The 25811-nt window shown below is 69.7% G+C and carries 32 protein-coding genes and 1 tRNA gene; 23 read left to right on the top strand and 10 right to left on the bottom strand.

Translation table 11 applies throughout. The annotated features are described in order from the left end of the window. Positions 1 to 18 precede the first annotated feature (18 nt). The 9 genes from JMJ56_RS10400 to JMJ56_RS10360 all read left to right on the top strand — a co-directional run bounded on the left by JMJ56_RS10400 (position 19) and on the right by JMJ56_RS10360 (position 7617). The gene (locus JMJ56_RS10400; RefSeq protein WP_202831557.1) at positions 19 to 1593 is read left to right on the top strand and encodes an ABC transporter substrate-binding protein; all 1575 of its coding nucleotides are present in this window, start codon (positions 19 to 21) and stop codon (positions 1591 to 1593) included. An 85-nt stretch (positions 1594 to 1678) separates the two neighbouring features. Continuing rightward, complete coding sequence (locus JMJ56_RS10395; RefSeq protein WP_236037635.1) at positions 1679 to 2995, top strand: ABC transporter substrate-binding protein; 1317 nt, start codon at positions 1679 to 1681, stop codon at positions 2993 to 2995. Then, positions 2995 to 3930: a branched-chain amino acid ABC transporter permease gene (locus JMJ56_RS10390; RefSeq protein ID WP_202831556.1), complete on the top strand. Its 936-nt coding sequence runs from the start codon at positions 2995 to 2997 to the stop codon at positions 3928 to 3930. Before JMJ56_RS10395 ends, JMJ56_RS10390 begins: the two co-directional genes overlap by 1 nt. Next, positions 3927 to 4850: a branched-chain amino acid ABC transporter permease gene (locus JMJ56_RS10385; RefSeq protein ID WP_202831555.1), complete on the top strand. Its 924-nt coding sequence runs from the start codon at positions 3927 to 3929 to the stop codon at positions 4848 to 4850. Before JMJ56_RS10390 ends, JMJ56_RS10385 begins: the two co-directional genes overlap by 4 nt. Next, on the top strand, positions 4847 to 5602 hold the full coding sequence (locus JMJ56_RS10380; protein WP_202831554.1) for an ABC transporter ATP-binding protein: 756 nt from the start codon (positions 4847 to 4849) through the stop codon (positions 5600 to 5602). The genes JMJ56_RS10385 and JMJ56_RS10380 overlap by 4 nt, the downstream gene beginning before the upstream one ends. Next, complete coding sequence (locus JMJ56_RS10375) at positions 5595 to 6251, top strand: ABC transporter ATP-binding protein (RefSeq protein WP_202831553.1); 657 nt, start codon at positions 5595 to 5597, stop codon at positions 6249 to 6251. Before JMJ56_RS10380 ends, JMJ56_RS10375 begins: the two co-directional genes overlap by 8 nt. A gap of 22 nt (positions 6252 to 6273) precedes the next feature. Then, a complete protein-coding gene (locus JMJ56_RS10370) occupies positions 6274 to 6621 on the top strand; it encodes a hypothetical protein (protein WP_202831552.1) in 348 nt (115 codons plus the stop codon). Between the two features lie 85 nt (positions 6622 to 6706). Next, positions 6707 to 6934 (top strand): 50S ribosomal protein L31, encoded by a 228-nt coding sequence (gene rpmE / locus JMJ56_RS10365; protein ID WP_202831800.1) that lies wholly within the window; start codon positions 6707 to 6709, stop codon positions 6932 to 6934. Between the two features lie 203 nt (positions 6935 to 7137). Next, positions 7138 to 7617 (top strand): Hsp20 family protein, encoded by a 480-nt coding sequence (locus JMJ56_RS10360; protein ID WP_202831551.1) that lies wholly within the window; start codon positions 7138 to 7140, stop codon positions 7615 to 7617. A 52-nt stretch (positions 7618 to 7669) separates the two neighbouring features. Here JMJ56_RS10360 and JMJ56_RS10355 read toward each other — a convergent pair whose 3' ends face one another. Then, the gene (locus tag JMJ56_RS10355; RefSeq protein ID WP_202831550.1) at positions 7670 to 7864 is read right to left on the bottom strand and encodes a DUF1192 family protein; all 195 of its coding nucleotides are present in this window, start codon (positions 7862 to 7864) and stop codon (positions 7670 to 7672) included. A gap of 115 nt (positions 7865 to 7979) precedes the next feature. On the opposite strand from JMJ56_RS10355, the gene JMJ56_RS10350 reads away from it, so the two are divergent. Further along, complete coding sequence (locus JMJ56_RS10350; protein WP_202831549.1) at positions 7980 to 8552, top strand: DUF1013 domain-containing protein; 573 nt, start codon at positions 7980 to 7982, stop codon at positions 8550 to 8552. Positions 8553 to 8606: 54 nt separating this feature from the next. Here JMJ56_RS10350 and JMJ56_RS10345 read toward each other — a convergent pair whose 3' ends face one another. After that, positions 8607 to 8777: a YdcH family protein gene (locus tag JMJ56_RS10345; protein WP_082012263.1), complete on the bottom strand. Its 171-nt coding sequence runs from the start codon at positions 8775 to 8777 to the stop codon at positions 8607 to 8609. 147 nt (positions 8778 to 8924) lie between these two features. Between JMJ56_RS10345 and JMJ56_RS10340 the strand changes: the two genes are divergently transcribed. The 5 genes from JMJ56_RS10340 to JMJ56_RS10320 all read left to right on the top strand — a co-directional run bounded on the left by JMJ56_RS10340 (position 8925) and on the right by JMJ56_RS10320 (position 13374). Next, positions 8925 to 9125, top strand: coding sequence for a YdcH family protein (locus JMJ56_RS10340; protein WP_043358557.1), 201 nt, complete (start codon positions 8925 to 8927; stop codon positions 9123 to 9125). Then, positions 9122 to 9616 carry a 5-(carboxyamino)imidazole ribonucleotide mutase gene (gene purE, locus JMJ56_RS10335; protein WP_202831548.1) on the top strand — a complete coding sequence of 165 codons (495 nt, stop codon included), beginning with the start codon at positions 9122 to 9124 and terminating at the stop codon, positions 9614 to 9616. Before JMJ56_RS10340 ends, purE begins: the two co-directional genes overlap by 4 nt. Next, positions 9613 to 10728, top strand: coding sequence for a 5-(carboxyamino)imidazole ribonucleotide synthase (locus JMJ56_RS10330; protein WP_202831547.1), 1116 nt, complete (start codon positions 9613 to 9615; stop codon positions 10726 to 10728). The genes purE and JMJ56_RS10330 overlap by 4 nt, the downstream gene beginning before the upstream one ends. Before the next feature lie 174 nt (positions 10729 to 10902). After that, positions 10903 to 11955, top strand: coding sequence for an OmpA family protein (locus tag JMJ56_RS10325; RefSeq protein WP_202831546.1), 1053 nt, complete (start codon positions 10903 to 10905; stop codon positions 11953 to 11955). 249 nt (positions 11956 to 12204) lie between these two features. Further along, entirely contained in the window at positions 12205 to 13374 is a 1170-nt protein-coding gene (locus JMJ56_RS10320; RefSeq protein WP_202831545.1) for an OmpA family protein, read from the top strand. A gap of 61 nt (positions 13375 to 13435) precedes the next feature. Here the strand turns inward: JMJ56_RS10320 and JMJ56_RS10315 are convergent, their stop codons facing one another. Together JMJ56_RS10315 and JMJ56_RS10310 are read right to left on the bottom strand one after the other, a co-directional pair. Then, positions 13436 to 14437, bottom strand: coding sequence for a bifunctional GNAT family N-acetyltransferase/(deoxy)nucleoside triphosphate pyrophosphohydrolase (locus tag JMJ56_RS10315; protein WP_202831544.1), 1002 nt, complete (start codon positions 14435 to 14437; stop codon positions 13436 to 13438). Positions 14438 to 14504: 67 nt separating this feature from the next. Then, a tRNA-Ala gene (locus JMJ56_RS10310) sits at positions 14505 to 14580 on the bottom strand. A 144-nt stretch (positions 14581 to 14724) separates the two neighbouring features. On the opposite strand from JMJ56_RS10310, the gene JMJ56_RS10305 reads away from it, so the two are divergent. From JMJ56_RS10305 to obgE, 7 genes are all read left to right on the top strand, one after another. Next, the gene (locus JMJ56_RS10305; RefSeq protein WP_043358570.1) at positions 14725 to 15036 is read left to right on the top strand and encodes a YggT family protein; all 312 of its coding nucleotides are present in this window, start codon (positions 14725 to 14727) and stop codon (positions 15034 to 15036) included. Further along, complete coding sequence (locus tag JMJ56_RS10300) at positions 15033 to 15341, top strand: DUF167 domain-containing protein (protein WP_202831543.1); 309 nt, start codon at positions 15033 to 15035, stop codon at positions 15339 to 15341. Before JMJ56_RS10305 ends, JMJ56_RS10300 begins: the two co-directional genes overlap by 4 nt. Beyond that, positions 15338 to 16192, top strand: coding sequence for a bifunctional methylenetetrahydrofolate dehydrogenase/methenyltetrahydrofolate cyclohydrolase FolD (folD, locus tag JMJ56_RS10295; protein WP_202831542.1), 855 nt, complete (start codon positions 15338 to 15340; stop codon positions 16190 to 16192). The genes JMJ56_RS10300 and folD overlap by 4 nt, the downstream gene beginning before the upstream one ends. Before the next feature lie 5 nt (positions 16193 to 16197). Further along, positions 16198 to 17055, top strand: coding sequence for a DMT family transporter (locus JMJ56_RS10290; RefSeq protein WP_202831541.1), 858 nt, complete (start codon positions 16198 to 16200; stop codon positions 17053 to 17055). 165 nt (positions 17056 to 17220) lie between these two features. Then, a complete protein-coding gene (gene rplU, locus JMJ56_RS10285; RefSeq protein WP_202831540.1) occupies positions 17221 to 17538 on the top strand; it encodes a 50S ribosomal protein L21 in 318 nt (105 codons plus the stop codon). A 19-nt stretch (positions 17539 to 17557) separates the two neighbouring features. Then, complete coding sequence (gene rpmA, locus JMJ56_RS10280; protein ID WP_043358577.1) at positions 17558 to 17827, top strand: 50S ribosomal protein L27; 270 nt, start codon at positions 17558 to 17560, stop codon at positions 17825 to 17827. A 73-nt stretch (positions 17828 to 17900) separates the two neighbouring features. Beyond that, the gene (gene obgE, locus JMJ56_RS10275; protein WP_202831539.1) at positions 17901 to 18917 is read left to right on the top strand and encodes a GTPase ObgE; all 1017 of its coding nucleotides are present in this window, start codon (positions 17901 to 17903) and stop codon (positions 18915 to 18917) included. On the opposite strand, the gene JMJ56_RS10270 is transcribed toward obgE, so the two are convergent. Continuing rightward, positions 18914 to 20125: an MFS transporter gene (locus JMJ56_RS10270; RefSeq protein ID WP_202831538.1), complete on the bottom strand. Its 1212-nt coding sequence runs from the start codon at positions 20123 to 20125 to the stop codon at positions 18914 to 18916. The genes obgE and JMJ56_RS10270 overlap by 4 nt on opposite strands. A 105-nt stretch (positions 20126 to 20230) precedes the next feature. On the opposite strand from JMJ56_RS10270, the gene JMJ56_RS10265 reads away from it, so the two are divergent. After that, complete coding sequence (locus JMJ56_RS10265) at positions 20231 to 20383, top strand: hypothetical protein (protein ID WP_202831537.1); 153 nt, start codon at positions 20231 to 20233, stop codon at positions 20381 to 20383. Here the strand turns inward: JMJ56_RS10265 and glpK are convergent. From glpK to JMJ56_RS10240, 5 genes are read right to left on the bottom strand one after another with little or no spacing between them, the layout of a single operon-like run. Further along, on the bottom strand, positions 20380 to 21879 hold the full coding sequence (glpK, locus tag JMJ56_RS10260) for a glycerol kinase GlpK (protein ID WP_202831536.1): 1500 nt from the start codon (positions 21877 to 21879) through the stop codon (positions 20380 to 20382). The two genes, JMJ56_RS10265 and glpK, sit on opposite strands and share 4 nt — an antisense overlap. A 53-nt stretch (positions 21880 to 21932) precedes the next feature. Then, positions 21933 to 23708, bottom strand: coding sequence for an ABC transporter substrate-binding protein (locus JMJ56_RS10255; protein WP_236037634.1), 1776 nt, complete (start codon positions 23706 to 23708; stop codon positions 21933 to 21935). A gap of 53 nt (positions 23709 to 23761) precedes the next feature. After that, a complete protein-coding gene (locus JMJ56_RS10250; RefSeq protein WP_202831535.1) occupies positions 23762 to 24043 on the bottom strand; it encodes a DUF2160 domain-containing protein in 282 nt (93 codons plus the stop codon). Between the two features lie 13 nt (positions 24044 to 24056). After that, positions 24057 to 24926 (bottom strand): carbohydrate ABC transporter permease, encoded by an 870-nt coding sequence (locus JMJ56_RS10245; protein ID WP_456318784.1) that lies wholly within the window; start codon positions 24924 to 24926, stop codon positions 24057 to 24059. Beyond that, positions 24923 to 25810: a carbohydrate ABC transporter permease gene (locus JMJ56_RS10240; protein WP_202831534.1), complete on the bottom strand. Its 888-nt coding sequence runs from the start codon at positions 25808 to 25810 to the stop codon at positions 24923 to 24925. The genes JMJ56_RS10245 and JMJ56_RS10240 overlap by 4 nt, the downstream gene beginning before the upstream one ends. Between the last annotated feature and the right edge of the window lies 1 nt (position 25811).

Here is a 25811-nt window from a genome sequence, read left to right as displayed (position 1 = left end):
CCTGGGAGGAGACGGCCGATGCGCCACATCATCGCCTTGCTGGCGGCGGCCCTGCTGCTGCCGGCGCTGGAGGCCGCCGCGCAGGGACGGGGCGACCCAAACGCGCTGCGCGTCAAGCTGTTCGGCGACCTGCGCTCCATCGACCCCTTCATCAGCCCCGAATACATGGCGCGCAACCATGGCTACATGGTCTACGACACGCTCTTCGCCCTCGATTCCAAGCTGCGGCCGCAGCCGCAGATGGTGGCGCTCTGGACCACCTCCGCCGACGGGCTGAGCTGGGACTTCACCTTGCGCGAGCGGCTGCGCTTCCATGACGGCGCGCCGGTCACCGCCGAGGACGTGGTCGCCAGCCTGCGCCGCTGGGCGGTGCGCGACGGGCTCGGCCAGCAGCTCATGGGCTTGGCGACGGCGATCGAGCCGACCGCGCCGGATGCCTTTCGCATCACGCTGAAATCGCCCTTCGGCCTGATGCTGGAGGCGCTTGCCAAGCCTTCCGGCCAGCCTGCCTTCATCATGCCGGCGCGGGTCGCCGCCACGCCCGCCGCGACGCCGATCACCGACCCGACCGGCTCCGGCCCCTTCACTCTCAGGCGCGAGGACTGGCGCGCCGGCGACCGCGTCACTTATCGCCGCAACCCCGGCTACGTGCCGCGCGCCGAGCCGCCGGACGGGCTGGCCGGCGGCAAGCGGGCCGGCGTGGAGCGCGTGGAGTGGGTCTACCTGCCGGATGCGCAGACGGCGCTCAATGCGCTCGTCTCCGGCGAGATCGACATCTTCGAGGAACTGCCGCCCGACCTCTTCCCCGTCGTGCGGCGCAACCGCAGCCTGCGGCTTGGGCCGCAGGACACTGTCGGCGTGCAGCCGATCTTCCGCATGAACCAGGCCGTGCCGCCCTTCGACAACCCGCGCCTGCGGCAGGCCATGCTGCATCTGGTCGACCCGGCCAAGGTGCTGCCGGCCTATCTGGGCGACCCGTCGCTCTGGCGCGACTGCCGCTCCTTCTATGTCTGCGGCAGCCCCTACCACACCGAGGCGGGCTGGGTGACGCCCGACCTCGCCGAGGCGCGGCGGCTCGTCGCCGCCAGCGGCTATGACGGCACGCCGGTGGTGGTGCTCGACGCGCAGGACAGCACCATCAGCCACACCCTCGCCCTCGTCTCGGCCGACCTGCTGAAGCAAGCGGGCCTCACCGTCGACGTGCAGGCGATGGACTGGGCGACGCTGGTGCAGCGGCGCCTGTCGCGCAATCCCGGGCCGCAGGGCTGGAACCTCTTCGTCTCGGCGCCCTCCGGCCTCGATGCGATGAACCCGGCCGGGCACAATGCCATGCGCTCCGCCTGCGAGCGTACGGATCTGCCCGGCTGGCCCTGCGACGCGCAGATGGAGCGGCTGCGCGATGCCTTCCTTGCCGCGCCGGATGCCGATTCGCGCCGGGCCGCGGCGGCCGCCTACCATGCGGGCGCGTTGGAGAGTGTACCCTATGTGCCGCTCGGGCAGTTCAGCCTGGTGCGGGGTTATTCGGCGCGCCTCGCCGGCATCCTCGACGCGCCGGTGCCGGTCTACTGGAACATTTCGAAGGCCAATGAGTGAGGAGGGCCCTTCCCTCCTTCCGCATCGCCCGGCAGGATGCGCGGAAGCCCGGGCAAGGCGGGCGCCCCAGGGAGGACCAGTTGCCATGACCGAAGCCGTCACCCGTCGCGCCGCCATGCTCGGCGCCGGTGCCACCGCCGGAAGCCTGCTCTTCGCCGGCAGCGGCGCGAAGGCGCAGGGCAAGCCGAGCGAGCTGCGGGTCGGCATCACCACCTTCCTCTCCGGCTCGGCCAGCGTCTTCGGCGTACCGGCGAAGCAGGCGGCGGAGCTGCTCTTCGAGGAGGTGAACAAGGCGGGCGGCATCGGCGGCGTGCCGCTGCGGCCGATCTTCGTCGACGAGGCGCCGGGCACCGACCATCTCGTCGGCGAGTTCCGTCGCCTCGTGCAGAACGAGGGCGTGCAGCTCATCTTCGCCTCCATCTCCTCCGGCTCCTGCCTCGCCTGCACGCCGCTCTCGGACGAGATGAAGAAGACGACGGTCCTCTGGGATTGCGGCACGCAGCGCATCTTCGAAGAGGGTCAGCACCCCTATGCCTTCCGCACCCAGGGCTACGGCACGCCGGAGGTGCTGGCGCCGCTGCTCTATTTGCTGAAGCACAAGCCGGACTTCCGGACGCTTGCCGTCATCAACCAGGACTACGCCTGGGGCCGCGACAGCTGGGAGCTGTGGAAGTCGGCGATGGACGTCCTCAAGCCCGGCGTCCGCGTGGTGGCGGAGATGTTCCCCCGCTTCGGCGCCACCGACTACAGCACGGAGGTGACGCGGCTGCTGGCGGCGCGGCCGGACGTGATCCTCTCCACCAGCTGGGGCGGCGACCTCGTCACCCTGCTCCGGCAATCCGCCGAGCGGCGGCTCTTCGACCGCTCGACCTTCGTCCTGCCGGTCTGCGAGCCCTCGCTTCCGATCCTCGGCCGCACCATGGCGGCCGGGCACATCATCGGCACCCGCGGCGACCACTGGAACAACCACCCCTCGCCGAAGGACCCGGCGCGGCTGAAGCGCTTCGTCGATGCCTATCGGGCGAAGTACAACGAATACCCGATCTATCCCTGCCACCACATGGCGCAGGCCATCTCGGCGACGCAGGCGGCCTATGCCAAGGCCATCGCGGCCAAGGGCGGCGGCTGGCCGAATGATGCCGAGCTGGCAGCCGCCTTCCGCGGCCTTACCTTTGACACCCCCACCTCCAGCATCACCCTCCGCGAGGACGGCCAGGGGCTTGAGGACCAGATCGTCGGGATCAGCAGCTTCAACACGCAGTACCCCTTCGCCGTGCCGAAGGACATGATCCTCTTCCCCGCCGCCATGGTCTCGACCCCGGTCGGGCGGAAGAGCGTCGACTGGCTGAAATCGCTGACGCCCGACTTCCTCAGCCAGATCCCGGCGCCGATCGCCGGCTGATGGGAACCTGGTTCGCCGAGAACAGCCTGCTCCTCGGCCTCGCGCTGCTGGATGGCCTTGCCAATGCGGCGCTGGTTTTCATGGTGGCGGTTGGGCTGAATCTCGTCTTCGGCGTGCTGCGCATCGTCAACGTGGCGCATGGCAGCCTCTTCGCCATCGGCGCCTATACGGCGGCGTCCATCGGCCTCTTCTTCGCCGCGCGCGGCCTGCCACCCTGGATGGGCTATGTCGCGCTGGTGCTGGCGGCCGTCGCCATCGGCGCCGTGCTCGGCCCGCTGATCGAGCGGCTGCTGCTGCGCCGCATCTATGGCCATGAGGACGTGCTGCAGCTCCTCGTCACCTTCGCCCTCTTCATGATCCTCGAGGATGTGCAGAAGCTGGTCTGGGGCGTGCAGCCGGTCTCGCAGGATGCGCCGCTGAGGTTCCTCGGCACGGTCGACATCCCCTTCGGCGAGGATGTCATCCCCTTCACTGCCTACCAGCTCTTCGTCCTGCCCGGCATCGCGCTGGTGACGCTGCTCGGCCTTGCCTGGTTCCTGCGGCGCACGCTGACCGGCCGCGTCATCGTCGCCGTGACGACCGACAAGGAGGCGGCGACGGCCATGGGGATCGACGCCGCGCGGATCACCCTGCTGACCTTCAGCTTCGGCGCCGGGCTCGCGGCGCTCGGCGGGGCGCTCGCCTCGCCGACCCTGGCGCTGGTGCCCGGCATCGGGGCGCAGACCATCGTGCTCTCCTTCGCCGTGGTGGCGACGGCGGGGCTCGGCCAGATCGAGGGCGCCGCGCTGACCGCGCTGCTGATCGGCCTTGGTCGCAGTATCGCCGTCTATTTCGCCCCGGAATTCGAGGTGGTGGTGCCCTATCTCATCATGGTGGCGGTGCTGCTGGTCCGGCCGCAGGGGCTGTTCGGCGTGATCGAGACCCGGCGGGTATGAAGCGCGAGAGCCTGCTCGCCGCGCTCGGCGCCCTCGCCCTCGTCGTTTGCGCCTGGGCGGTGCCCTGGCTGAAATTCGTCCTGACCATCGCGCTGGCCAAGGGCATTGCCGTGCTCGGCATCCTGCTCCTGCTGCGGGCCGGGCAGGTGAGCTTCGGCCATTCGATGTTCCTCGCACTCGGCGCCTATACCATGGCCTTCCTCGCGCCCATGGAGGACGAGGTCCTGCTGCTGCTGCCCGCCGCGGCACTCATCGCTGCAGGCTTCGGCCTCGTCATCGGCCTCTTCCTGGTGCGGTACCGCGACATCTTCTTCGGCATGCTGAACCTGGCCTTCGCCATGGTGCTCTATTCGCTGCTGGAGAAGCTCTACGCCATCACCAAGGGCACCGACGGCATCCGCGTCGCCGCCCTCAGCTTCGCCGGTACCGAGCCGGAGCGCGGCACGCAGGAGTGGATCGTCTTCGGCATCGCGCTCGGGCTTGCCATCCTCTTCGGCTTGCTGGTCCGCTTCTATCTCGCCTCGCCTATGGGCCGGGCGCTGGCGGGCATCAAGACGCGGGAGACGCGGCTGGAATTCATGGGCGTGCCGGCCCGCCGCGTGCTGCTCTTCGCCTATGTGCTCTCGGCGCTGATGGGCGGCGTCGGCGGCGCCCTCGTCGCCATGACGACGCGGCACGTCACGCCGCAGATCGCCTATTGGACGGCCTCCGGCGAGTTGGTCTTCATCGCCATCCTCGGCGGGGCGGGCAGCGCGCTGGGGCCCTTCCTAGGCGCCACGGCCTTCGAACTGGTGCGGGTCTATGCCGCGGCCGCCGTCGCCGATGCCTGGCAGATGATCCTCGGCGGAGTGCTGCTGGTGGTAATCCTCTTTGCCCCGGGTGGCGTCTGGGGCCTGCTCTCGCGGCGGTGGCGGGCATGAGCCAGGTGCTGCTCTCTGCAAAGGGCCTCCGCCTCGCCTTCGGCGGCGTCAAGGCGGCGGACGGCATCGACCTCGATGTCCGGCATGGCGAGTTCCTCGCCATCATCGGGCCGAACGGGGCGGGCAAGACCACCTTCATCAACATGACGACGGGCTATCTCCGCCCCCAGGCCGGGCGGATCGAATTCGACGGCAAGCCCATCCTCGGCCTGTCGCCGCGCGCCATCGTCCGGCGCGGCATCGGCCGCAGCTTCCAGCTGCCGCAGCTCTTCTCCGAGCATACGGTGCTGGAGAATGCGGCGCTGGCCATCGCCGCCCGGCGGGGGATCTGGTCCCCCTTTACGCCCTTGCTCCGCCCGCGCTGGCGTGACGAGGCCATGGACCTGCTGGACCGCTTCGGCCTCCGGGCCGTCGCCGAATCCCGGGCCGATGCGCTGAACGAGGGCGCCCGCAAGCTGGCCGACATCGCCATGGCCGTGGCGCTCGAGCCAAGCCTGCTGCTGATGGACGAGCCGACCAGCGGCGTGGCCGCGGCCGAGAAGATGGTGATCGTCGAGACGTTGGTGCGGGTCCTGCGCAGCACCGGCGTCACGGCCGTCTTCGTCGAGCACGATATGGATGTGGTCGCCCGCTTCGCCGACCGCGTCGCGGTCTGGAGCCAAGGCCGCATCGCCGCCCTCGGCCCGCCCGGCGAGGTGCTGGCGGACCCCAAGGTGCGGCGCGAGGTGATCGGGATCGCGGCCAATGCTTGAGCTTTCGGGCGTTTCCGCCGACATCGCCGGCATCCCCGTCCTCCGCGGCGTCTCGCTCGCGGTGCCGCCCGGTGGCCGAGTGGCGCTCATCGGCCGCAACGGCGCCGGCAAGACGACGACGCTTCGCACGCTGATGGGCCTGGTGCCCGCCCGCGACGGCCGCATCATCATCGACGGGCAGGAGGCGACGGCGGTGCCCGCCCATCACCGCGCCCGGCTCGGCATCGGCTATGCCCCGGAGGAGCGGCGGCTCTTCGGCAGCTTCTCGGTGCAGGAGAACATGCTGCTGCCGGCCCAGGTCCTCCGCCTGCCCACAGCCGAGGTGGCGCGGCGGCTGGAGGCGGTTTTCACCCTGCTGCCGGAGCTGCGCGACCTCGCGCCGCGCCGCGCCGCGGGGCTCTCGGGCGGACAGGGGAAGATGGTGGCGCTCGGCCGGGCGCTGATGATCGGCACCAGGGCGGTGCTGTTGGACGAGCCCTTCCAGGGCCTCGCGCCGGCCCTTGCCCTTCGCTACGCCGAGGCCTTGGCCCGGCTCCGCCAGGCGCTGCCCGACGTCGCCATCCTCATCACAGAGAGCAACCCGGAACTGCTGCGCCCCCTCGTCCAGGCTACCTACGTGATCGAGCGCGGGGAAATGGCGCCCGGATGAGGCGCACGCCACAGGCCCCGCCATGGTCCTGAAGCACGCAGCTATGGCGCTGCTGCTGGCCGGCCTGGCGGGATGCGCCAGCCGGTCCGCTACCCCCTTGCCCAATCCCCAGATTCTGGCCGCCCACGAGTGGGAGCACGGTCCGCCCTGGGGGCCGGAGGAACTGCCCTGGGTTCCGCCCCTCGAAACCTATGCCAGCTACGATCCCTATCCCTGGTCCTGGACCGGGCCCGCAATTGGCATCCGCCGCGGCTTTTGGTGGGGCGGCCACCGCGGCCATTACCGCGGCGGGCTGATCGGCCGGGGTGGCTTCCACCGAGGTTTCCACGGCGGTGGCCATTTCGGCAGAGGCCGGCACGGGCGGCGGTGAGGTTGCGCCGCGCGGCGGCATCCCCTATACGCGCCGCTTCCCGCGGCCGGTCGGTATCGGCTGCGCCTTATCCCGCGAGCGCGCCATGAAGTCCGACATCCATCCCGACTACCACGATATCACCATCGTCATGACTGACGGGACCACCTACACGACCCGGTCCTGCTACGGGAAGGAAGGTGACACCATCCGCCTCGACATCGATCCGAAGTCGCATCCGGCCTGGACCGGCGTGCAGCGCGTGATGGACACCGGCGGCCAGGTGGCGAAGTTCAACAAGAAGTTCGCCGGCATCGGCGCCCGCAAGAAGTAAGCCCCGGCTCCATCGCCTGCGCTTTTTCGGAACGCCGCCCCTCTTGAACGGGGGGCGGCGTTTGCTAATTCTAGCCCTGTCAGAAGCGCCCGAACGGGGCTTTTGGCGCGGTTCACTGCCATACACGGCGCCCGTATGGGGCCGATGAAGGCAGGAGTCGCCGGCATAATCAGGACCTTGCTTCCATCAAGGAGGTTCCGCGTATGAATACTCTCGATTTCGCCCCTCTGCTCCGCACTGCCATCGGCTTCGACCGGCTGGCCCGCACGCTTGAGACCGCGCGTGCCTCGCAGGACCCGCAGGGTTACCCCCCGTACAACATCGAGAAGGTCGGTGAGGACAGCTATGTCCTGACCATGGCCGTGGCCGGCTTCGGCCCGGACGACCTCGAGATCGTGGCGCGGGACAATGTGCTGACCGTCGCCGGCCGTGCGCCGCAGACGGAGGAAGGCCGCAGCTACCTGCATCGCGGCATCGCCGGCCGTGCCTTCGAGCGCCGCTTCGCGCTGGCCGACCACATCGTGGTCGATGGCGCTAACCTTGAGCATGGCCTGCTCCAGCTCGCGCTGAAGCGCGTGGTGCCCGAGGCGCTGAAGCCCCGCCGCATCCCGGTGCAGCCTGGCCGTCCGGTGATCGCCAATGAAGGCAGCCAGGATCAGGCGCCGCAGGCCCAGGCTGCCTGAGCGGGACAGATGGTCCTTGACCGGCCGGCGGGGGCAACCCCGCCGGCTTTTTCTATGTCCCGGGTTTCTTGAAGAAGGCATCCGCTGCGCTGCGATGTGCCTGCCGCGCCGCGATGGCGGCCTCCGCCCGGGCGACCTCGGCCCGCAGGTCTGCAATATAGCGTTGCAACTCCACCACATCCCATCGGTCCAGGACCGCCGGTGTGAGCCGGCTGGCTGCCGGGCGCGGGATTTCCTCCTCGATCATGTGGCACCTCGTGTGACGCGCGGGCTTTGACCCCGCCCAATGCCGCCTCTATATGCCACGCCAAGCCGCAGTGAAGGGCCCCGCCCCGCCGGCACTGCTCTGATAGGTTCGCTCAATGACCCAGCCGCTGATGCCGAAGGCCACCGCCGTGTGGCTGATCGACAAGACCTCCCTGACCTTCGAACAGGTCGCCGATTTTGTGGGCATGCATCCGCTGGAAGTCCAGGCGATCGCCGATGGCGAGGTGGCCCAGGGCATCATCGGCTACGACCCGGTGCTGAACGGCCAGCTCACCCGCGAGGAGATCGCCCGCTGCGAGGCCAATCCCGCGCTCCGGCTGCAGATCCAGTCGTCCAGCCTCCCGGCGCCGAAGGCCCGCGGCAAGGGTGCCCGCTACACGCCCGTCTCAAAGCGCAATGACCGGCCGGACGGCATCGCTTGGCTGATCCGCCACTATCCCCAGCTTTCGGATACCGCTGTCGGCAAGCTGCTCGGCACCACCAAGGACACCATCGCCAAGGTGCGCGACCGAACGCATTGGAACAGCGCCAACATCAAGGCGCGGGATCCTGTGATCCTCGGCCTTTGCACCCAGTCTGACCTGAATGCCGCGCTGATCGCCGCTGGCGAGCGTCCGGGCGCCGTGCCGCCCCCGCTGCCGGACACCGCCGAGGATTCGGCGGCCTGAGAAGGCGGTGCGGCCGGCGAACTCCGGCCGCACCGCCCGCCGTGCTCCTGAGCCTCAGCTGGCCCGGCGCAGCTTCTCGATCTCTTCCTTCAGCCGCAGCTTCTCCCGCTTCAGCCGCGCCAGCTCCAGCTCATCCGGTCGGGGGCGCGCGTCCTGCGCGCCGATCGCCCGCTCGAGGATGGCATGCTTGTCTTCAAGGGACCGGAGCCGTGGCGAAGTCATCATGCGGACATCTCCTTTTCCGTCCTGGGGTGCGCCGAGGCGATCCAACGGCCTATCGCCCGCTGTTGCGCCCGCGCCGGAGCATGGTAATGGCCTCCGCGCCCGGATTGCATCCTTTCCTTCACCGTCCAGCCACGAGCCTGAACGCCGATGCTCGATGACCGAGACAGCCTGTTGCGACGCCTGCACGAGATGCGGAGCGAACATCGCGACCTCGACACGGTCATTGCCCGGCTGTCGGACAGCCTGACGGACCAGCTCCAGGTCCAGCGCCTCAAGAAGCGCAAGCTGAAGCTGAAGGACGAGATCGCCTGGCTGGAAAGCCGGCTTCTGCCCGATATCAGCGCATGAGCCCGGCCTCCGTGAGCCCCCTGGTCGGCGTCATCATGGGCAGCCGCTCCGACTGGGAGACGATGCGCCATGCCGCGGAGGTGCTGGAGAAGCTCCGCATCCCGCACGAGACCCGCGTGGTCTCCGCCCACCGCACCCCGGAGCGGCTGCATGCCTATGCCGCCGAGGCACGCGGCCGCGGCCTCAAGGTCATCATCGCCGGGGCCGGCGGCGCGGCGCACCTGCCGGGCATGGCGGCGGCGATGACGCCGCTGCCGGTGCTTGGCGTGCCGGTCGAGAGCCATGCGTTGAAGGGCATGGATAGCCTTCTCTCCATCGTCCAGATGCCGGGTGGCATCCCTGTGGGCACGCTCGCCATCGGCAAGGCCGGCGCCATCAATGCCGGGCTGATGGCCGCCGCCATCCTTGCCCTTTCTGACCCTGACCTCGCCACCCGGCTCGATGCTTGGCGCGCGGCACAGACTGAGGGCGTGCCGGAGGAGCCAGCATGACCGCGCCGCTGCCCCCCGGCAGCACCATCGGCATCCTCGGCGGCGGGCAGCTCGGGCGGATGTCGGCCCTGACGGCGGCGCGGCTCGGCTACCGCTGCCATGTCTATGCGCCGGAGGCAGAAAGCCCCGGCATGCAGGTGGCCGCTGCCGCCACTGTCGCCCCTTATGAGGACGAAGCCGCCCTGGCCCGGTTTGCTGCGGCCGTCGACGTCGTCACCTTCGAGTTCGAGAATGTCCCGGCCGGAACGCTGGCCGCTCTTGCCCCCCTCGCCCCCTGCCGGCCCGGCGTCGAGGTACTGCGAATCTGCCAGGACCGCCTGGCGGAGAAGGCCTTCCTCGAGCGCGCCGGCGTCCCCGTCGCCCCCTGGCGTGCGGTGGAGGATGAGGCGGGACTCGCCACGGCCCTTCAGGAGATCGGCCTGCCCGCCGTGCTGAAGACCACGCGACTCGGCTATGACGGCCGTGGCCAGGCGGTGATCCGCAACCCGGACGAGGCCGCGGCTGCCTTCGCCCGCCTCGCACCGAAGCCGCTGATCCTCGAAGCCTTCGTTCCCTTCGTCGCCGAGGTCTCCGCCATTGCCGCCCGCGGCGAGGACGGTGCCTCTGCCGTCTACGATGCGGTGGAGAATCGCCACTGCGATCACATCCTCGACCTCAGCTTCGCTCCGGCGCGGCTGCCGGTGGCGGACGCCGCGTGCGGCCATGCGCTGCGAGTCGCCGAGACGCTGGGCTTGGTCGGTGTGCTGGCGCTGGAGCTGTTCGTCCTGCCGGATGGCCGCCTGCTGGGCAACGAGATCGCCCCGCGGCCTCATAATTCGGGCCATTGGACGATGGACGGCTGCGCTGCCAGCCAGTTCGAGCAGCATGTCCGCGCCGTCGCCGGCCTTCCGCTGGCTGCGGCCACGCGTCATCACGACGTTGTCATGAAGAACCTTGTCGGGCCTGACGGCCTGGCCCGGTGGCCAGGCCTGCTGCGTAAGCGGGACGTAGTGCCGCACTGGTATGGCAAGGCCGAAGCCCGTCCGGGCCGGAAATTGGGCCATGCCAACAAGTTGCTGGCCCTTGGCACCCTTTCCACCCTCGATGACGGCGCTGCCCTGCTGGGGCTGTGATGTATTTGCCATTACCCACTGTGGCGTCCTTGCCACATCGATGCGGAAATGGTCGGGCCCCCGATGCAGGTTCACGCTCGCGGTGTTAGGTTCCCTGAACGCAGCGCTGTCGCCGTCTCAAATCCACGGTAGGCGTCGCGACACAGGCGTTTCGTGAACCGAGGAGAGATTTCGATGACCCTCAGGAAGGCCCTTCTGGCCGCGACGGTGCTGGCGCTGCCGGTCGCCGCGCAGGCGCAGCCGGTCTCCGGCCTCTACATCGGGGCCGGCGGCGGTTTGAACATCCACCAGGATTCGAACAACAACGGCGTCAAGACGAAGTTCGACGACATCGGTGCCGTCGGCCTCGCCTCCATCGGCTGGGGCTTCGGCAACGGCCTTCGCGCCGAGATCGAGGGCAGCTACCGCACCAACGACATCCGCAGCATCACCAGCAACGGTGGCGCCGTCCGTGGCAACAGCGGCTACCTCCGCAACTACGCTGCGATGGCGAATGTCCTGTACGACTTCAACCTCGGCCTGCCGGTCATTCCGTATCTCGGCGTCGGCGTCGGCTACGGCTGGGTGGATGTCGACAAGGCGAACATTGAAGGCCCGGGCGGCAGCCGCTACCGGATCGAGGACACCGACGGCCGCCTTGCCTACCAGGGCATCGCCGGCGCCGCCTTCGCCCTGCCGGTTCCGGGCCTCGCCCTGACCGCCGAGTACCGCTTCTACGGTACGCTCGAGCCGAAGCTGAACGTCGACCGCACCAGCGTCGTGGGCGCCCCGGGCGGCACCTACAAGCCGACCAACTACAACCACAGCGCGCTGATCGGCATTCGCTACGCCTTCAACACGCCGGTTGCCCCGCCGCCGGTCGTGGCCGCCCCGCCGGTTGCCCCGGCGCCGACCGTGGCCCGCACCTACTTGGTCTTCTTCGACTGGGATCGCGCGGACCTGACCGACCGCGCTCGGCAGATCATCTCCGAGGCTGCCGGCGCCGCCCGCAGCGTGCAGTCCACCCGCATCGAAGTGGCCGGCCATGCCGACCGTTCGGGCACCCCGCAGTACAACCAGCGCCTGTCGCAGCGCCGCGCCGATGCGGTCGCCGCCGAGCTGGTTCGCCAGGGCGTGAGCCGCAACGACATCATGGTCACTGCCTTCGGCGAGAGCCGTCCGCTGGTCCCGACTGCGGACGGCGTGCGCGAGCCGCAGAACCGCCGTGTCGAGATCGTGCTGCGCTAAGCAGCACCTTCTTCTCACGGAGATTGGAAGGGGCGCCCTCGGGCGCCCCTTTTTTCGTTCCGGGAAACTGCATCCTACTGGCTGTTTCGCCGTGTAACCCAACTGTGGCCTGAATGCCACAAGCCTGTCGGTCGCGTTTTCGACAGTGAACTAGACCTCAAATTTTTTCTTCAAACGTGGGAACGCACCCCACGCCGAACCGGATGGCCGGTGCCCGGCGGGTTGTGTCTCTTGCTTGGAGCAATACGGATGAGTCTGAAACGGGCACTGCTGGCCACCGCCCTGGTCTCGGCCCCCCTGCTGGCGTCGATTGGCACGGCCAGCGCCCAGCCGGTGACCGGCCTCTATATCGGCGCCGGTGCCGGTGCGAACTGGATCAACAACCCCTCAAAGTTCGACCTGAGCGGCGATACCCTCCCCGGCAACTTCGGCCTGGCGCCGAACACCACCATCAACAATGCTGGCAAGGCCAACTTCAACGTCGGCTGGACCGGCGTGGTGAGCCTTGGCTGGGGCTTCGGCAATGGTGTCCGGGCTGAAATCGAGGGCAACTACCGCAACAACGAAGTCGACAGCATCCGTGGCTTCGGCCTGGCGCCGGTATCCCGCGTCGGTGGCTTCCAGACTACCTATGGCGTGATGGCGAACGTCTTCTATGACTTCGACCTCGCCAATTTCGGCCTGGGCCAGAGCATCGTGCAGCCCTATATCGGTATCGGCGCCGGTTATGCCTGGACCGACTGGAAGAACATCCGTGGCGTGGGCACGGGCAACCGGGTCATCAGCGCCGATGGCGACGACGGCCAGTTCGCCTTCCAGGGCATCGTCGGTGCAGCCGTGCCGCTCACCTGGGTCGGCGTCACCGGCCTGTCGCTGACCGCCGAGTACCGCTTCTTCGGCACGCTGCAGCCCGAGCTGGCGACCACTGTCAGCACCGCCACCGGCGCCCGCTTGCAGTCCGGCAAGATCGAGGCCGACAACTACAACCACTCGGTCATGCTCGGCCTGCGCTACGCGCTATTCCAGCCGCCGCCGGCCCCGCCGCCGGTCGTCGCCGCCCCGCCGCAGGCCGCCCAGGCCCCGGCTCCGGCGCGGACCTATCTGGTGTTCTTCGACTGGGATCGGGCGGACCTCACCACCCGCGCCCGCGAGATCATCAGCGAGGCGGCGCAGAACTCCCGCCGCGTGCAGGCGACGCGCATCGAGGTGGCCGGCCATGCCGACCGCTCCGGCACGCCGCAGTACAACCAGCGCCTGTCGCAGCGCCGCGCCGATGCGGTCGCCGCCGAGCTGGTGGCGCAGGGCGTCAGCCGCAACGACATCAGCGTGACGGCCTTCGGTGAGAGCCGCCCGCTGGTCCCGACCGCGGATGGCGTGCGCGAGCCGCAGAACCGCCGTGTCGAGATCGTGCTGCGCTAAGCAGCGGCGATCAGCGTCGAGATGGGAAGGGGCGCCTTCGGGCGCCCCTTTTCGTTGGCGGCTACAGGAAGTCCTGCAGCATCGCCACCAGCGGCTTGTCCGCCGGCGGCATGGCATAACCACCCATCTGCCGCGGCTTCACCCAGGCCAGTGCCTGCCCCTCCACCGGCCGCACCATCCCGCCCCATTTGCGGCAGAGATAGAGTGGCATCATCAGGTGGAAGGCATCGTAGCCGTGCGAGGCGAAGGTGAAGGGCGCTAGGCAGCTCTCACTGACATCGATGTCGAGCTCTTCCTTCAATTCGCGGATCAGCGCCGCCTCGGGGCTCTCGCCCGGCTTCACCTTGCCGCCCGGGAATTCCCAGAGGCCGGCGAGCGGCTTCCCCTCCGGCCGCCGCGCCAGCAGCACCCGCCCGTCCGGATCGACCAGGGCGACGGCGGCGACCAGCAGGACCGGCTTCTCCGTCCGCAACGGTGCCTCGGTGGCGGCCAGGGCCAGCAGCGCCTCGCGCTCCGCCCGGAAGAGCAGCACCGGCATCGGCCCGCCGCGGGAGAGGAAGGTCTGCATCGCCTCCCCCGCCGGCCGCAACCCGACCCGCTGCAGGACGGCGGCAGAGCGCACATTGTCCTTCAGCGCGCTGGCGCGAATCGCAGCGATACCCTGCGTCTCCAGCGCCCAGCGGCAGAGCGCCACGGCGGCCTCCGTCGCCACGCCGTGGCCCCAGAACTTCCGCCCGACCCAGTATCCGAGCTCCGCCCCCTTTCGGTCGGTATCGAGGGTCAGCGCCACGCAGCCGACCAGCCGCTCGACCTGGCCCTCCGGCCCCCCCTCCTCGCCGGTGATCGCCAAGTGCCAAGCCTCGCCGGCGGCGATCTGGGCCCAGGTGGAGCGGATCCACTCTTCGGCCCGGGCCAGCTCATAGGGGTAGCGCACGCGGGCGAGGTTCTTTGCCACCTCCCAGTCGTTGACCAGGCGATGCAGCGCCGTCGCATCCTCGAGGCGGAGCGGGCGCAGGACCAGACGCTCCGTGCGGAGCGGCGGGAAATCGGGCGACGATGTCACGATGGCAGCAGACCCCGGTGGCGGTTGCGGCGAAAGGCTTCGGCCAGGGGCGCCACGAAAGGGCGGGTGGTGGAGCTGAGCGGGATCGAACCGCTGACCTCGTCATTGCGAACGACGCGCTCTCCCAACTGAGCTACAGCCCCGTACCAACCCGCGGGCTTGGGGTCCCGCAGGGCGCGCTAGATGCCCTTGCACGGCCTCCGAGTCAAGCCCGCTTGTCCCATGCTGTGCCCATCATTAGGTTGCGGCCGCGTTCCACGGCTCCGGCCCAAACCAAGGTCATCGGCATGTTCCTGGATGTGGTGTTCTACCTGGCCGGCGCGGTGCTGGACTTGCTGTGGTGGGCGGTGATGCTCGCCGTTGTGGTGCAGCTGCTGGTCAATTTCGGCGTGCTCGATACACGCAACCGCATCGTCTGGATGATCGCCGATTTCCTCTACAGGGTGACGGAGCCGCTCTTCGGCCGCGTCCGCAGGGTGCTGCCGAATTTCGGCTCCATCGATCTCTCGCCGCTGGTGGTGCTGCTGCTGATCACCGCCTGCCAGATGCTGCTGGGTGCCATCCGCCGCTCGCTCTTCCTGAACGGGATGTATTTTTGACCGATGACTGGTGGCGGCCGTGCCCTGAGGGCGTCACCCTTCGCGTGAAGGTGCAGCCCCGCGCGCGCCGGCCTGGCATCGGCGGGCTGGCGCCTGGGGTGGACGGGCCGCGGCTCCGCCTCGCCGTCACCGAGGCAGCGGAGGATGGGCGGGCCAACCGCGCGGTCTGCGCCGCCCTCGCCGCGGCGCTCGGCCTGCCCGCCTCGGCGGTCAGCATCCTCCAGGGTTTGGCCGCGCGGGAGAAGCTGGTGCAGATCGCGGGCAATGCCGATGCGCTGGCCGCAAGGGTGAGGGGTTGGGCATGACGGCACGGATCATCGACGGCAAGGCCGTGGCGGAGCGCCTGCGTGCCGGCCTCGCCGAGCGCATTGCCACCTTGCCCTTCCGCCCGGGGCTGCGCGTCGTCCGCATCGGCGAGGACCCGGCGAGCGGCGTCTATGTCCGCAACAAGGACCGTGCTGCGCTCGCCGCCGGCTTCGACAGCGCCACCATCCACCTGCCCGCCGAGACGTGCGAATCCAGCCTGCTTGCCCTCATCGCCCGGCTGAACGCCGACCCGGCGGTGGACGGCATCCTCGTCCAGCTCCCGCTGCCGCCGCAGATCAGGGCCGATGCGGTCATCGCCGCGGTCGACCCGGCGAAGGATGTGGACGGCTTCCATCCGGTGAATGCCGGGCGGCTGGCCAGCCGCCAGCCCGGCCTCGTGCCCTGCACGCCGAAGGGAGTGATGCACCTGCTGCGCGAGGCCGGCACGCCCCTGCCTGGCGCCCGCGCCGTCGTGCTCGGCCGCAGCCAGATCGTCGGCCGGCCGATGCTGCAATTGCTGCTCGCCGCCGACTGCACCGTCACCGTCGTCCACTCCCGCACCCGCGACCTTCCGGGCGAATGCCGGCGGGCGGAGATCCTGGTCGCCGCCGTCGGCCAGGCAGAGCTGGTGCGCGGCGACTGGGTGGCGGAGGGCGCCACCGTCATCGATGTCGGCATCAATCGCGGCGGCGATGGCAAGCTGGTCGGCGATGTCGCCTTTGCCGAGGCGCTGTCGCGGGCCGCGGCCATCACCCCAGTGCCGGGCGGCGTCGGGCCGATGACCATCGCCTGCCTGCTCGAGAACACGCTGGAGGCGGCGCTCGCCCGGCGGAGCCTGCCGGCGGAGTAGCGGCCTTGGCGGGTTTCGGGCTCGGTCTGCTCTTCGTCCTGATCTGGGCCTCCGCCTTCACCGCCATCAAGGGGCTGGTGCCGGAATGGCCGCCGCTCTGGGCGCTGGCGATCCGCTTCTGCCTGGTGGCGCTGCTGCTCGGCGGGGTGCTCGCCTGGCGCGGGCTGCGCTGGCCGGGACGGCGGGACGGGGCGCGGCTCGGGGCGATGGGGCTTTTTGGCTCGGCCGGCTACCTGGCGGGGGCTTGGCTAGCCGCGCTGACCCTCCCTTCCGGCCTGGTCGCCCTGCTATCCTCCACCGCGCCGCTCTTCGTGGCGCTCGGCGAGGCGATCTTCCTCGGCCGCCGCGTGCCGGCACTGGCCTGGGCCGGGCTCGCCCTCGGCTGGCTCGGCGTCGCAGTGCTCGGCGCGGGGCGTGGCGCGGCGGGATTCGAGCTGCATGGAGTGCTGCTGGCGCTCGGCGGGGCGCTTTCCCAGGCGGCGGGCATCCTCATCTTCGCCCCGGCACGCGGGCGGGTCGACGCATGGACCGCCAATGCCGTCCAGGCAGCGGTGGCGGCGCTGGCGCTGATCCTCCTCGCCAGCCTGGTCGAAACCCGCCTGCCCGGGACGCCGAGCCCGGTCGCCATCTTCTCCCTTGCCTATGGGGTGCTGGTGGTCGGCATCGGCGGCTATGCGCTCTACTTCACCATGCTGAAGCGCCTGCCGCCGGCGACGGCGGCCGCCTTGCAGCTGCTCGCCCCGCCGGTGGCCGCCCTGCTCGGCTGGGCCCTGCTCGGCGAGGTGCTGGGCTGGACGGATGTGGCGGGCGGCCTCGTGACGCTCGCCGGCCTTGCCCTGCTGTTCCGGGCCCGCGCCAGTTGAGCCTGCGTGGTTGACCGTCCGGGGAGTCCCGTCTATATGCCTCGCCTCCCGGCGGCGCCCTGGCTCCGCCGGCGGCCTCTTTTGGCCGATCCCATAACCGAACCCTTGCCCGGGGCAGCGCCGACCCCGGCCTATGATCCTGGCGCGACCAGTTGAGGCCGCACGATGACCTTCGCAGTGATCCGCACCGGCGGAAAGCAGTACCGGGTGACGCCGAACGCGGTGCTCACCGTCGAGAAGCTCGAAGCCGAGCCCGGCGCCACCATCACCTTTCATGATGTGCTGGCCATCGGCGGCGAGGCCGGCCTGACCCTCGGTGCACCCACCGTCCCCGGCGCCAGCGTCACCGCGACCGTCGAGAAGCACGCGCGCGGCGAGAAGGTGATCATCCTGAAGAAGCGCCGCCGGCAGAACAGCCGCCGCAAGCGGGGCCATCGCCAGGACCTCACGGTCCTCCGCATCGCCGACATCGCCGCGGCCTGAACGAGAAGGAGAATTCTCCATGGCACATAAGAAGGCAGGCGGCTCCTCCCGCAACGGGCGCGACAGCGCCGGCAAGCGCCTCGGCGTGAAGCTGTTCGGTGGGCAGGTCGTCCGCGCCGGCAACATCATCGTCACCCAGCGCGGCACGAAGATGCTGGCCGGCCGCAATGTCGGCGTGGGCCGCACCCATTCGCTGCATGCGATGGTCGACGGCACCGTAAAGTTCGAGCGCAAGGCCGAGGGCCGCGTGCATGTTTCCGTGCTGCCGGTCGCCCAGGCCGCTGAGTAAGTCTCACCCGTTGCGGTGACGCGAAGGGGGCCGCAAGGCCCCCTTTTTTATTCCTAAGGGTCCAAGCCCCACCATGAAATTCCTCGATGAAGCCAAGGTCTGGGTGAAGGCCGGCGATGGCGGCGACGGCGTCATCGCCTTCCGCCGCGAGAAATACATCGAATTCGGCGGCCCCGACGGCGGCAATGGCGGCCGCGGCGGCAATGTGGTGGTGGAGGCCGTCGATGGCCTCAATACGCTGATCGACTACCGCTACGCCCAGCACTTCAAGGCCCGCAAGGGCGGCAACGGCGCCGGGCAGGACCGCACCGGCGCCGGCAGCGAGGATGTCGTCCTCAAGGTGCCGATCGGCACGCAGATCTTCGCCGAGGACAAGGAGACGCTGCTCGCCGATCTCGACGCGCCCGGTGCCCGGGTAGTGATCGCCCAGGGCGGCGATGGCGGCCATGGCAATGCCCACTACAAGACCAGCACCAACCGCGCCCCGCGCCGCGCCGACAAGGGCTGGCCGGGCGAGGAGAAATGGCTCTGGCTCCGCCTCAAGCTGATCGCCGATGCCGGGCTGGTCGGCCTGCCGAATGCCGGAAAATCGACCTTCCTGGCCGCCGTCAGCGCCGCCAAGCCAAAGATTGCCGACTATCCCTTCACCACGCTCCACCCGCAGCTCGGCGTTGTCCGGCTCAACGCCTCGGAGGAATTCGTCCTCGCCGACATCCCCGGTCTGATCGAGGGCGCGCATGAGGGCGCCGGGCTTGGCGACCGCTTCCTCGGTCATATCGAGCGCTGCGCCGTGCTGCTGCACCTGATTGACGGCAGCCAGCCGGACCCGGCCGGCGCCTGGCGCACTGTGCGGGAGGAGCTGGAGGGCTATGGCAACGGCCTCGCCGAAAAGCCAGAGCTGGTGGCTCTCAACAAGCTGGATGCGATGACGCCCCAGGCCCGCACCAGCCGGCTGAAGGCGCTGGAGCGTGCCGTCGGCCGGCCGGTGCTGCTGCTTTCCGGCGCAACGCAGGAAGGCGTGCCGGAGGCGCTGCGGGCGCTCGCCAATGTCATCGCGGAGAAGCGGGCGGCGGATAAGGCGAAGGCCTAACGCCGCCCCATCACCGCCAGCAGCCCGCCGAATACCCCGATCCCCGCCGCCAGCGGCCCGAAGCCGGCGAAGCCGTGCTGGGCGATCATCCAGCTCCCGAGCGCCGCCGCGCCCAGCCATCCGACGCTCGCCGAGGTGACGTTCAGCCCGAGGACCGTGCCCCGCACATCCTCCGGCACTTCGGCCAGCGCCGCCATCAGGCTCGGCCGGGCAATGGCATTGACAAAGACATAAGCGAAGCCGAGGGCGACCGATCCCTCCAGCCCCGGCAGCCAGCCGAACAGCGCGACCGCCAGCACCGCCGAGCCGAACATCGCCCCGGCGAAGGTCAGCCGCCGGTTGCCGAGCCGGTCCGCCAGCTGCCCGCCCAGCACCGTGCCGAGGATGCTGCCCAGCGCGAAGACCGCCAGCGGCACCACCACGCCAGCCAGCGACAGTCCATAGGAGGATTGCAGGAAGGTAGCGAAATAGACGGCAATGAGCCCGTAGCAGATCCGCTCCGCCACCCCCATCGTCAGCAGCCGCAGCACCGGCCCGGTGAGCGCCCTGCCCCGCACCACCCCCGCCTTGCGCAGGCCCGACCCGCCTGAGGCCGGCCGCAGTGTCGTCACCCAAAGCGCGAGGCCCGCCAGCAGCGCCACCCCCGCCACCACCTGGTTCACGCCTCGCCAACCGAGCGAGGCGCCGATCCAGGCCGCCATCGGCACCCCGACCAGCAGGGTCAGCGACTGCCCCGCCATCACCCAGCCCAGCGCCCGCCCGCGCTGCCGGTCCACCACCCGCGCCGAGGCCTCGGCCATCAGCACCCCGGTGAAGGCGCCCGCGCAGGCGCCCGCCAGCGCGCCCCAGATCGCAACCCAAAGGAAGCTGCCCGCCCCCGCGACGCCCAGCAGGCACAGCGCCAGCGCCACCGGCCCGCCGATCAGGAAGGGCCGCCGCCCCCAGCGATCCGATCCCGCCCCCGCCAGCACCGAGGCGATGCCCCAGGCAATCGAGGTGACAGCCATGAGGTTGCCGACCAGAGGCAGGCTCGTCGCCAGGTCGCGCGACATCTCGAGCAGGAAGGGCGCCCGCGTCGTGCCACTGGAGGAGGCGGCGAACATGCCGAAACAGGCCGCGGCGAGCAGCGCCCAGGGCATGGGAGGCTCCGCGGGCGGCAGGCTCCCGGCCGTATCGCCGGGCGGCAGGGGCCAGCGATGACGGGCCATGATGTTTCCTCGAAGGCTTATGGATTACGGACAAGCCTAGGCGCGCCGCCTGGAAGGGTCCAGCCGCAGGGGCTAGGCTGACGCCTCCCCGTCCGGACCCCCGCCTTGCCGAACCGCCCACGCCCCGACCTGATCGGCCTGATCGCCCTCGGAGTCATCGTCGCCGTGATGGTCGGCGGGTACTTCCTCTTCCCTGCCCTTCAGGCGGCGATGGGCTACCAAGACTGCATCGCCTCCGGCCGCATCACCGGCTGCTAGGTGGCGCCTTCCGATAGCGTCCGCTGCACCGCCCGCCGCCAGCCGCGATAGGCCGCCTCCCGCTCGGCCTCGGCCATGGCCGGGCTGAACCGCCGGTCGAGCTGCCAGCGCGCCGCGAACTCCGCCGGCTCCGGGCAAAGCTCCGCCTGCAGGCCGGCGAGGTAGGCGGCCCCCAGCGCCGTCGTCTCGCGGATGATCGGCCGATCCACCGGCGCGCCCAGCACATCGGCCAGGAACTGCATCGTCCAGTCAGAGGCGACCATGCCGCCATCGACGCGCAGCACCGCCCTCGCCCCGGCTCCCATATCGGCCTGCATTGCCTCCACCAAGTCGCGCGTCTGGTAGCCGACGCTCTCCAGCGCGGCACGGGCGAAATCCGCCCGGCCCGAGGCGCGGGTCAGCCCATGAATGGTGCCGCGCGCCTCCGCATCCCAATGCGGCACGCCGAGGCCGACGAAGGCCGGCACCAAGTAGAGCCGCCCCGCCGGGTCCGACTGCGCCGCCAGCGCGCCGCTCTCCGCCGCATCCTTGATGATGCCGAGCCCGTCGCGCAGCCATTGCACCGCCGCCCCGGCCACGAAGATCGCCCCTTCCAGCGCATAGGTCCGCTGGCCGCGCAGTTGATAGGCGATGGTCGTCAGCAGCCGATGGCTGGAAGCGACCGGCGCCTCACCCGTATTCAACAGGGCGAAGCAGCCCGTGCCATAGGTCGACTTCACCATCCCCGGCTCGAAGCAGGCCTGCCCCACTGTCGCCGCCTGCTGGTCCCCGGCGATGCCGAGCACGGGGATCGCGGCACCGAGCAGCGTCGTCGCCCCGAACTCCGCGGCGCAGTCGCGCACCTCCGGCAGCATCCCCATCGGCACGCGGAACAGGTCGCACATCGCCGCATCCCAGGCGCCGGCGCGGATGTCGAAGAGCATGGTGCGTGCCGCATTGGTGGCATCCGTCGCATGCACCCGCCCCTCGGTCAGCCGCCAAAGCAGGAAGGCATCGACCGTGCCGAAGGCCAGCTCGCCCCGCTCCGCCACGGCCCGCGCGCCGGGCACGGCATCGAGCATCCAGGCGATCTTGGTCGCGGAGAAATAGGGGTCGATCAGCAGCCCCGTCGTCGCCGCGACGGCCGCCGCATGCCCCGCCTCGCGCAGCGCCGCGCAGGTGGCGGCCGTCCGGCGGTCCTGCCAGACGATAGCGCGGTGGATCGGCCGGCCGGTGCACCGGTCCCAGACCAGCGTCGTCTCCCGCTGGTTGGCGATACCGATGCCGGCGATCTGCGCGGGCGTGAGCCCCGCCTTGCCGATCGCCTCCCGCATCACCGCGAGCGAGGTTTCCCAGAGATCCTCCGCCTCATGCTCCACCCAGCCGGAATGCGGGTAATACTGCGCGAATTCCTGCTGCGCCGAGGCAACGGGCGCAAGGTCGGGCGTGCGGAAGACGATCGCGCGGGTGGAGGTGGTGCCCTGGTCGAGGGCGAGGATATGGCCTTCGGCGGGCATCGGCGAAACCTCCGCTGCATGGTTGGCGGGGGCCGAAGCCCCCGCCCTTGGGATCAGCCGCGGCGCGGCGGGTTGGCCGGCCAGCTTTGGATGAGCTTGTCGTAGTCAACCGTCTCGCCCTGCGGCTTCTCGTTGGCGAGCCGCCGCTGCGGGGCGACGTTGCCGTCCTTTTCCGCCCGCTCGTACCACTGCTCGGCCGTGGTGCGCGGGTTGAGCCGCGGGCCACACTCGCCCTGGACATTGGCGCGCTGCAGCCGCTCCAGCACGCTGTCCTGGGCCGCCGCCAGCGAGTCCATCGCCGCCTGCGGCGTCTTCGCGCCGGAGGAGGCGTCGCCGATGTTCTGCCACCAGAGCTGCGCCAAGCGCGGATAGTCTGGGATGTTCACCCCCGTCGGCGTCCACTGCACCCGGGCCGGCGAGCGGTAGAACTCGATCAGCCCGCCGAGCTGCTTGGCACGGTCGGTGAAGGACTGGTGCCAGATGTCGCTCTCGCGGATGAAGGTGAGGCCGACATGGCTCTTCTTCAGGCTGGTCGACTTCGAGACGCAGAACTGCGCGTAGAGCCAGGCCGCGCGGCGGCGATCGACTGGGGTGGACTTCAGCAGCGTCCAGGACCCGGCATCCTGGTAGCCGAGCTTCATCCCCTCCTTCCAGTAGGCTCCCTTCGGCGAGGGCGCCATGCGCCAGCGCGGCGTGCCGTCCGGGTTCATCACCGCGAGGCCCGGCTTCACCATGTCGGCGGTGAAGGCGGTGTACCAGAACATCTGCTGCGCGATGTTGCCCTGCGCCGGCACCGGGCCGCTCTCGGAGAAGGTCATGCCGGCCGCCTCGGGCGGGGCATACTTCTTCAGCCACTCCACATACTTGGTGATGGAGTAGACCGCCGCCGGCCCGTTGGTGTCGCCGCCGCGCTCGATGGAGGAGCCGGTCGGGCGGCAGCCCTCCATGCGGATGCCCCACTCGTCGACCGGCTTGCCGTTCGGGATGCCGCGGTCGCCATTGCCCGCCATGGAGAGCCAGGCATCGGTGAAGCGCCAGCCGAGCGAGGGGTCCTTCTTGCCGTAGTCCATGTGGCCATAGACCTTGACCCCATCGATCTCCTTCACCGTGTTGGTGAAGAACTCGGCGATGTCCTCATAGGCGGACCAGTTCACCGGCACGCCGAGGTCGTAGCCGAACTGCCGCCTGAAGGCCTCCTTAATGGCCGGCCGGTTGAACCAGTCGTAGCGGAACCAGTAGACATTGGCGAATTGCTGGTCGGGCAGCTGGTAGAGCTTGCCGTCCGGCCCGGTGCCGAAGCTGCGGCCGATGAAATCCCCGAGGTCGAGGGTCGGCAGGGTCTGATCCTTGCCCTCGCCCGCCATCCAGTCGGTCAGCGGTACCGCCTGCTGGTAGCGGAAATGCGTGCCGATCAGGTCGCTGTCGTTGACCCAGGCGTCATAGACATTGCGGCCGGATTGCATCTGCGTCTGCAGCTTCTCGACCACGTCGCCTTCCTGCAGCAGGTCGTGCCTCAGGCGGATGCCGGTGATCTCGGAGAAGGCGCGCGCCAGCGTGCGGGCTTCGTACTCATGGGTGGTGATGGTCTCGGAGACGACGTTGATCTCCTGGCCACGGAAGGGCTGCGCAGCGCGGGCGAACCACTCCATCTCCTGCATCTGTTGCTCTTGCGAGAGCGTCGAGGGCTGGAACTCCTCGGCGACCCAGCGCCGTGCGGCATCGACGCCCTGCGCGACGGAATGGCTCGGCCGGAGCAGCACCGGCGCGGCGAGCACCGCGGCGCTGCCGAGCAGCCACGTCCGGCGGCCCATCGGTGTCATGGCATTCATCTGTTTTCCTCCCTTTGGTCGTTGCGCGGCCGGCCGTGACCCGCCGCCTTCGGTCAGGCCCAGCGAAACAGGATCGCTCCATAGATAAGGGAGACGATGCTCGCCCCCCAGAGCGGCGCATCACCGGCCAGGGCCAGCCAGCCGAGATGGATGAAGGCGGCGCCGAGCAGCGTCAGGAACAGCCGGTCGCCGCGCGTCGTCGGCAATCCCAGCATGCCGATGCGGTCCCGCTCCGGCCGCAGCGCGGCAAGCGTCGTCATCGCCGCCAGCACGCAGAACAGCAACGCGAAGAACAGCGCCGTCTGCCAGGTCCAGGCCATCCAGCCGAGGGTCATCACAGCCGCCTTCCTATACGCGCCCTAGGGCGAAGCCGCGCGCGATGTGGTTGCGGACGAACCAGATGACGATGGCGCCGGGGATGATGGTCAGCACGCCGGCCGCCGAGAGCAGCCCCCAATCCATCCCCGCCGCCGAGACGGTGCGGGTCATCGTCGCGACGATCGGCTTGGCGTTGACCGTCGTCAGGGTGCGGGCCAGCAGCAGCTCCACCCAGGAGAACATGAAGCAGAAGAAGGCCGCGACACCGACGCCGCCCGCGACGAGCGGCAGGAAGTGGCGGATGAAGAAGGCCGGGAAGGACCAGCCGTCGATCGCCGCCGTCTCGTCGATCTCGCGCGGCACGCCGGACATGAAGCCCTCGAGGATCCAGACCGCGAGCGGGATGTTGAACAGGCAATGGGCGAGGGCCACCGCCCAGGGCGTGTCGAACAGCCCGACCGCGCTGTAGAGCTGGAAGAAGGGCAGCGCGAAGACCGCCGGCGGCGCCATCCGGTTCGACAGCAGCCAGAAGAACAGGTGCTTGTCGCCGAGGAAGCGGTAGCGGCTGAAGGCATAGGCCGCCGGCAGCGCCACGGCGAGCGAGATCAGCGTGTTCAGCGCCACATAGGTCAGGCTGTTGATGTAGCCGCTGTACCAGGAGGCATCGGTGAAGATGCGCCGGTAATGCTCCAGCGTCGGGTTCTGCGGCCAGAGCGTCATCCCGGAGTTGATCTCGAGATTGGTCTTCAGGCTCATGTTGACGAGCCAGTAGATCGGCACGAGCAGGAACAGGATGTAGAGCACCAGCACGACCCGCGGCACCGCGGCGCGCAGCGCGCCGCTCTCGGCCGGGGCGCGCGTCGCGGCGAGGGAGGCCGGGGCCAGGGCCGCGCCGCTCACTGCACTGCCTCGCTCTGGCTGCGGGTCGTGGTGGCGAAGAACACCCAGCACACCGTCAGCACGATCAGGTTGTAGACGATCGACATCGCCGCCGCCTTGCCGAGGTCGAACTGCCCGAGCGCGATCTTCACCAGGTCGATCGAGAGGAAGGTCGTGGCATTGCCCGGCCCGCCGCCGGTGACGACGAAAGGCTCGGTATAGATCATGAAGCTGTCCATGAAGCGCAGCAGGACGGCGATGGTCAGCACCCGCTGCATCTTCGGCAGCTGGATGGCGCGGAACACTGCCCAGCTGCTCGCCCCATCCACCTTCGCCGCCTGGTAATAGGCATCGGGGATCGCCCTGAGCCCCGCATAGCAAAGCAGCACGACCAGCGAGGTCCAGTGCCACACATCCATGGCGACCACCGTCACCCAGGCCGCCAGCGGCGTCTGCGCATAATTGTACTCGATGCCGAGCCCGTTCACCGCCGCGCCGAGCAGGCCGATGTCGCGCCGCGCGAAGACCTGCCAGATGGTGCCGACCACGTTCCAGGGAATCAGCAGCGGCAGCGCCAGCAGCACCAGCGAGGCGGCGACGCCCCAGCCACGGCGCGGCAGGGTGAGCGCCACGCCGATGCCGAGCGGCACCTCGATGGCCAGGCAGATCGCGCTGAACAGCAGCGTCCGCCACAGCGCGTCGAAGAACCGCCCACCGAGATCGGTCGAGGGGTCCAGCAGCTCCTTGAACCAGCCGGTGCCGTTCCAGAAGAACTCGTTGTTCCCGAAGCTGTCCTGCACCGAGTAGTTCACCACCGTCATCACCGGGATGAGGGCGGAGAAGGCGACCAACGCCACCACCGGCAGCACCAGGAACCAGGCGCGGTTGTCGAGCGGCTTGGCCATC

The sequence above is a fragment of the Belnapia arida genome, assembly GCF_016773205.1.
GTDB classification, from domain to species: Bacteria; Pseudomonadota; Alphaproteobacteria; order Acetobacterales; family Acetobacteraceae; genus Belnapia; species Belnapia arida.
The sequence above is the reverse complement of the archived record's forward strand: the minus strand, read 5'-3'. Positions and strand labels throughout refer to the sequence as shown.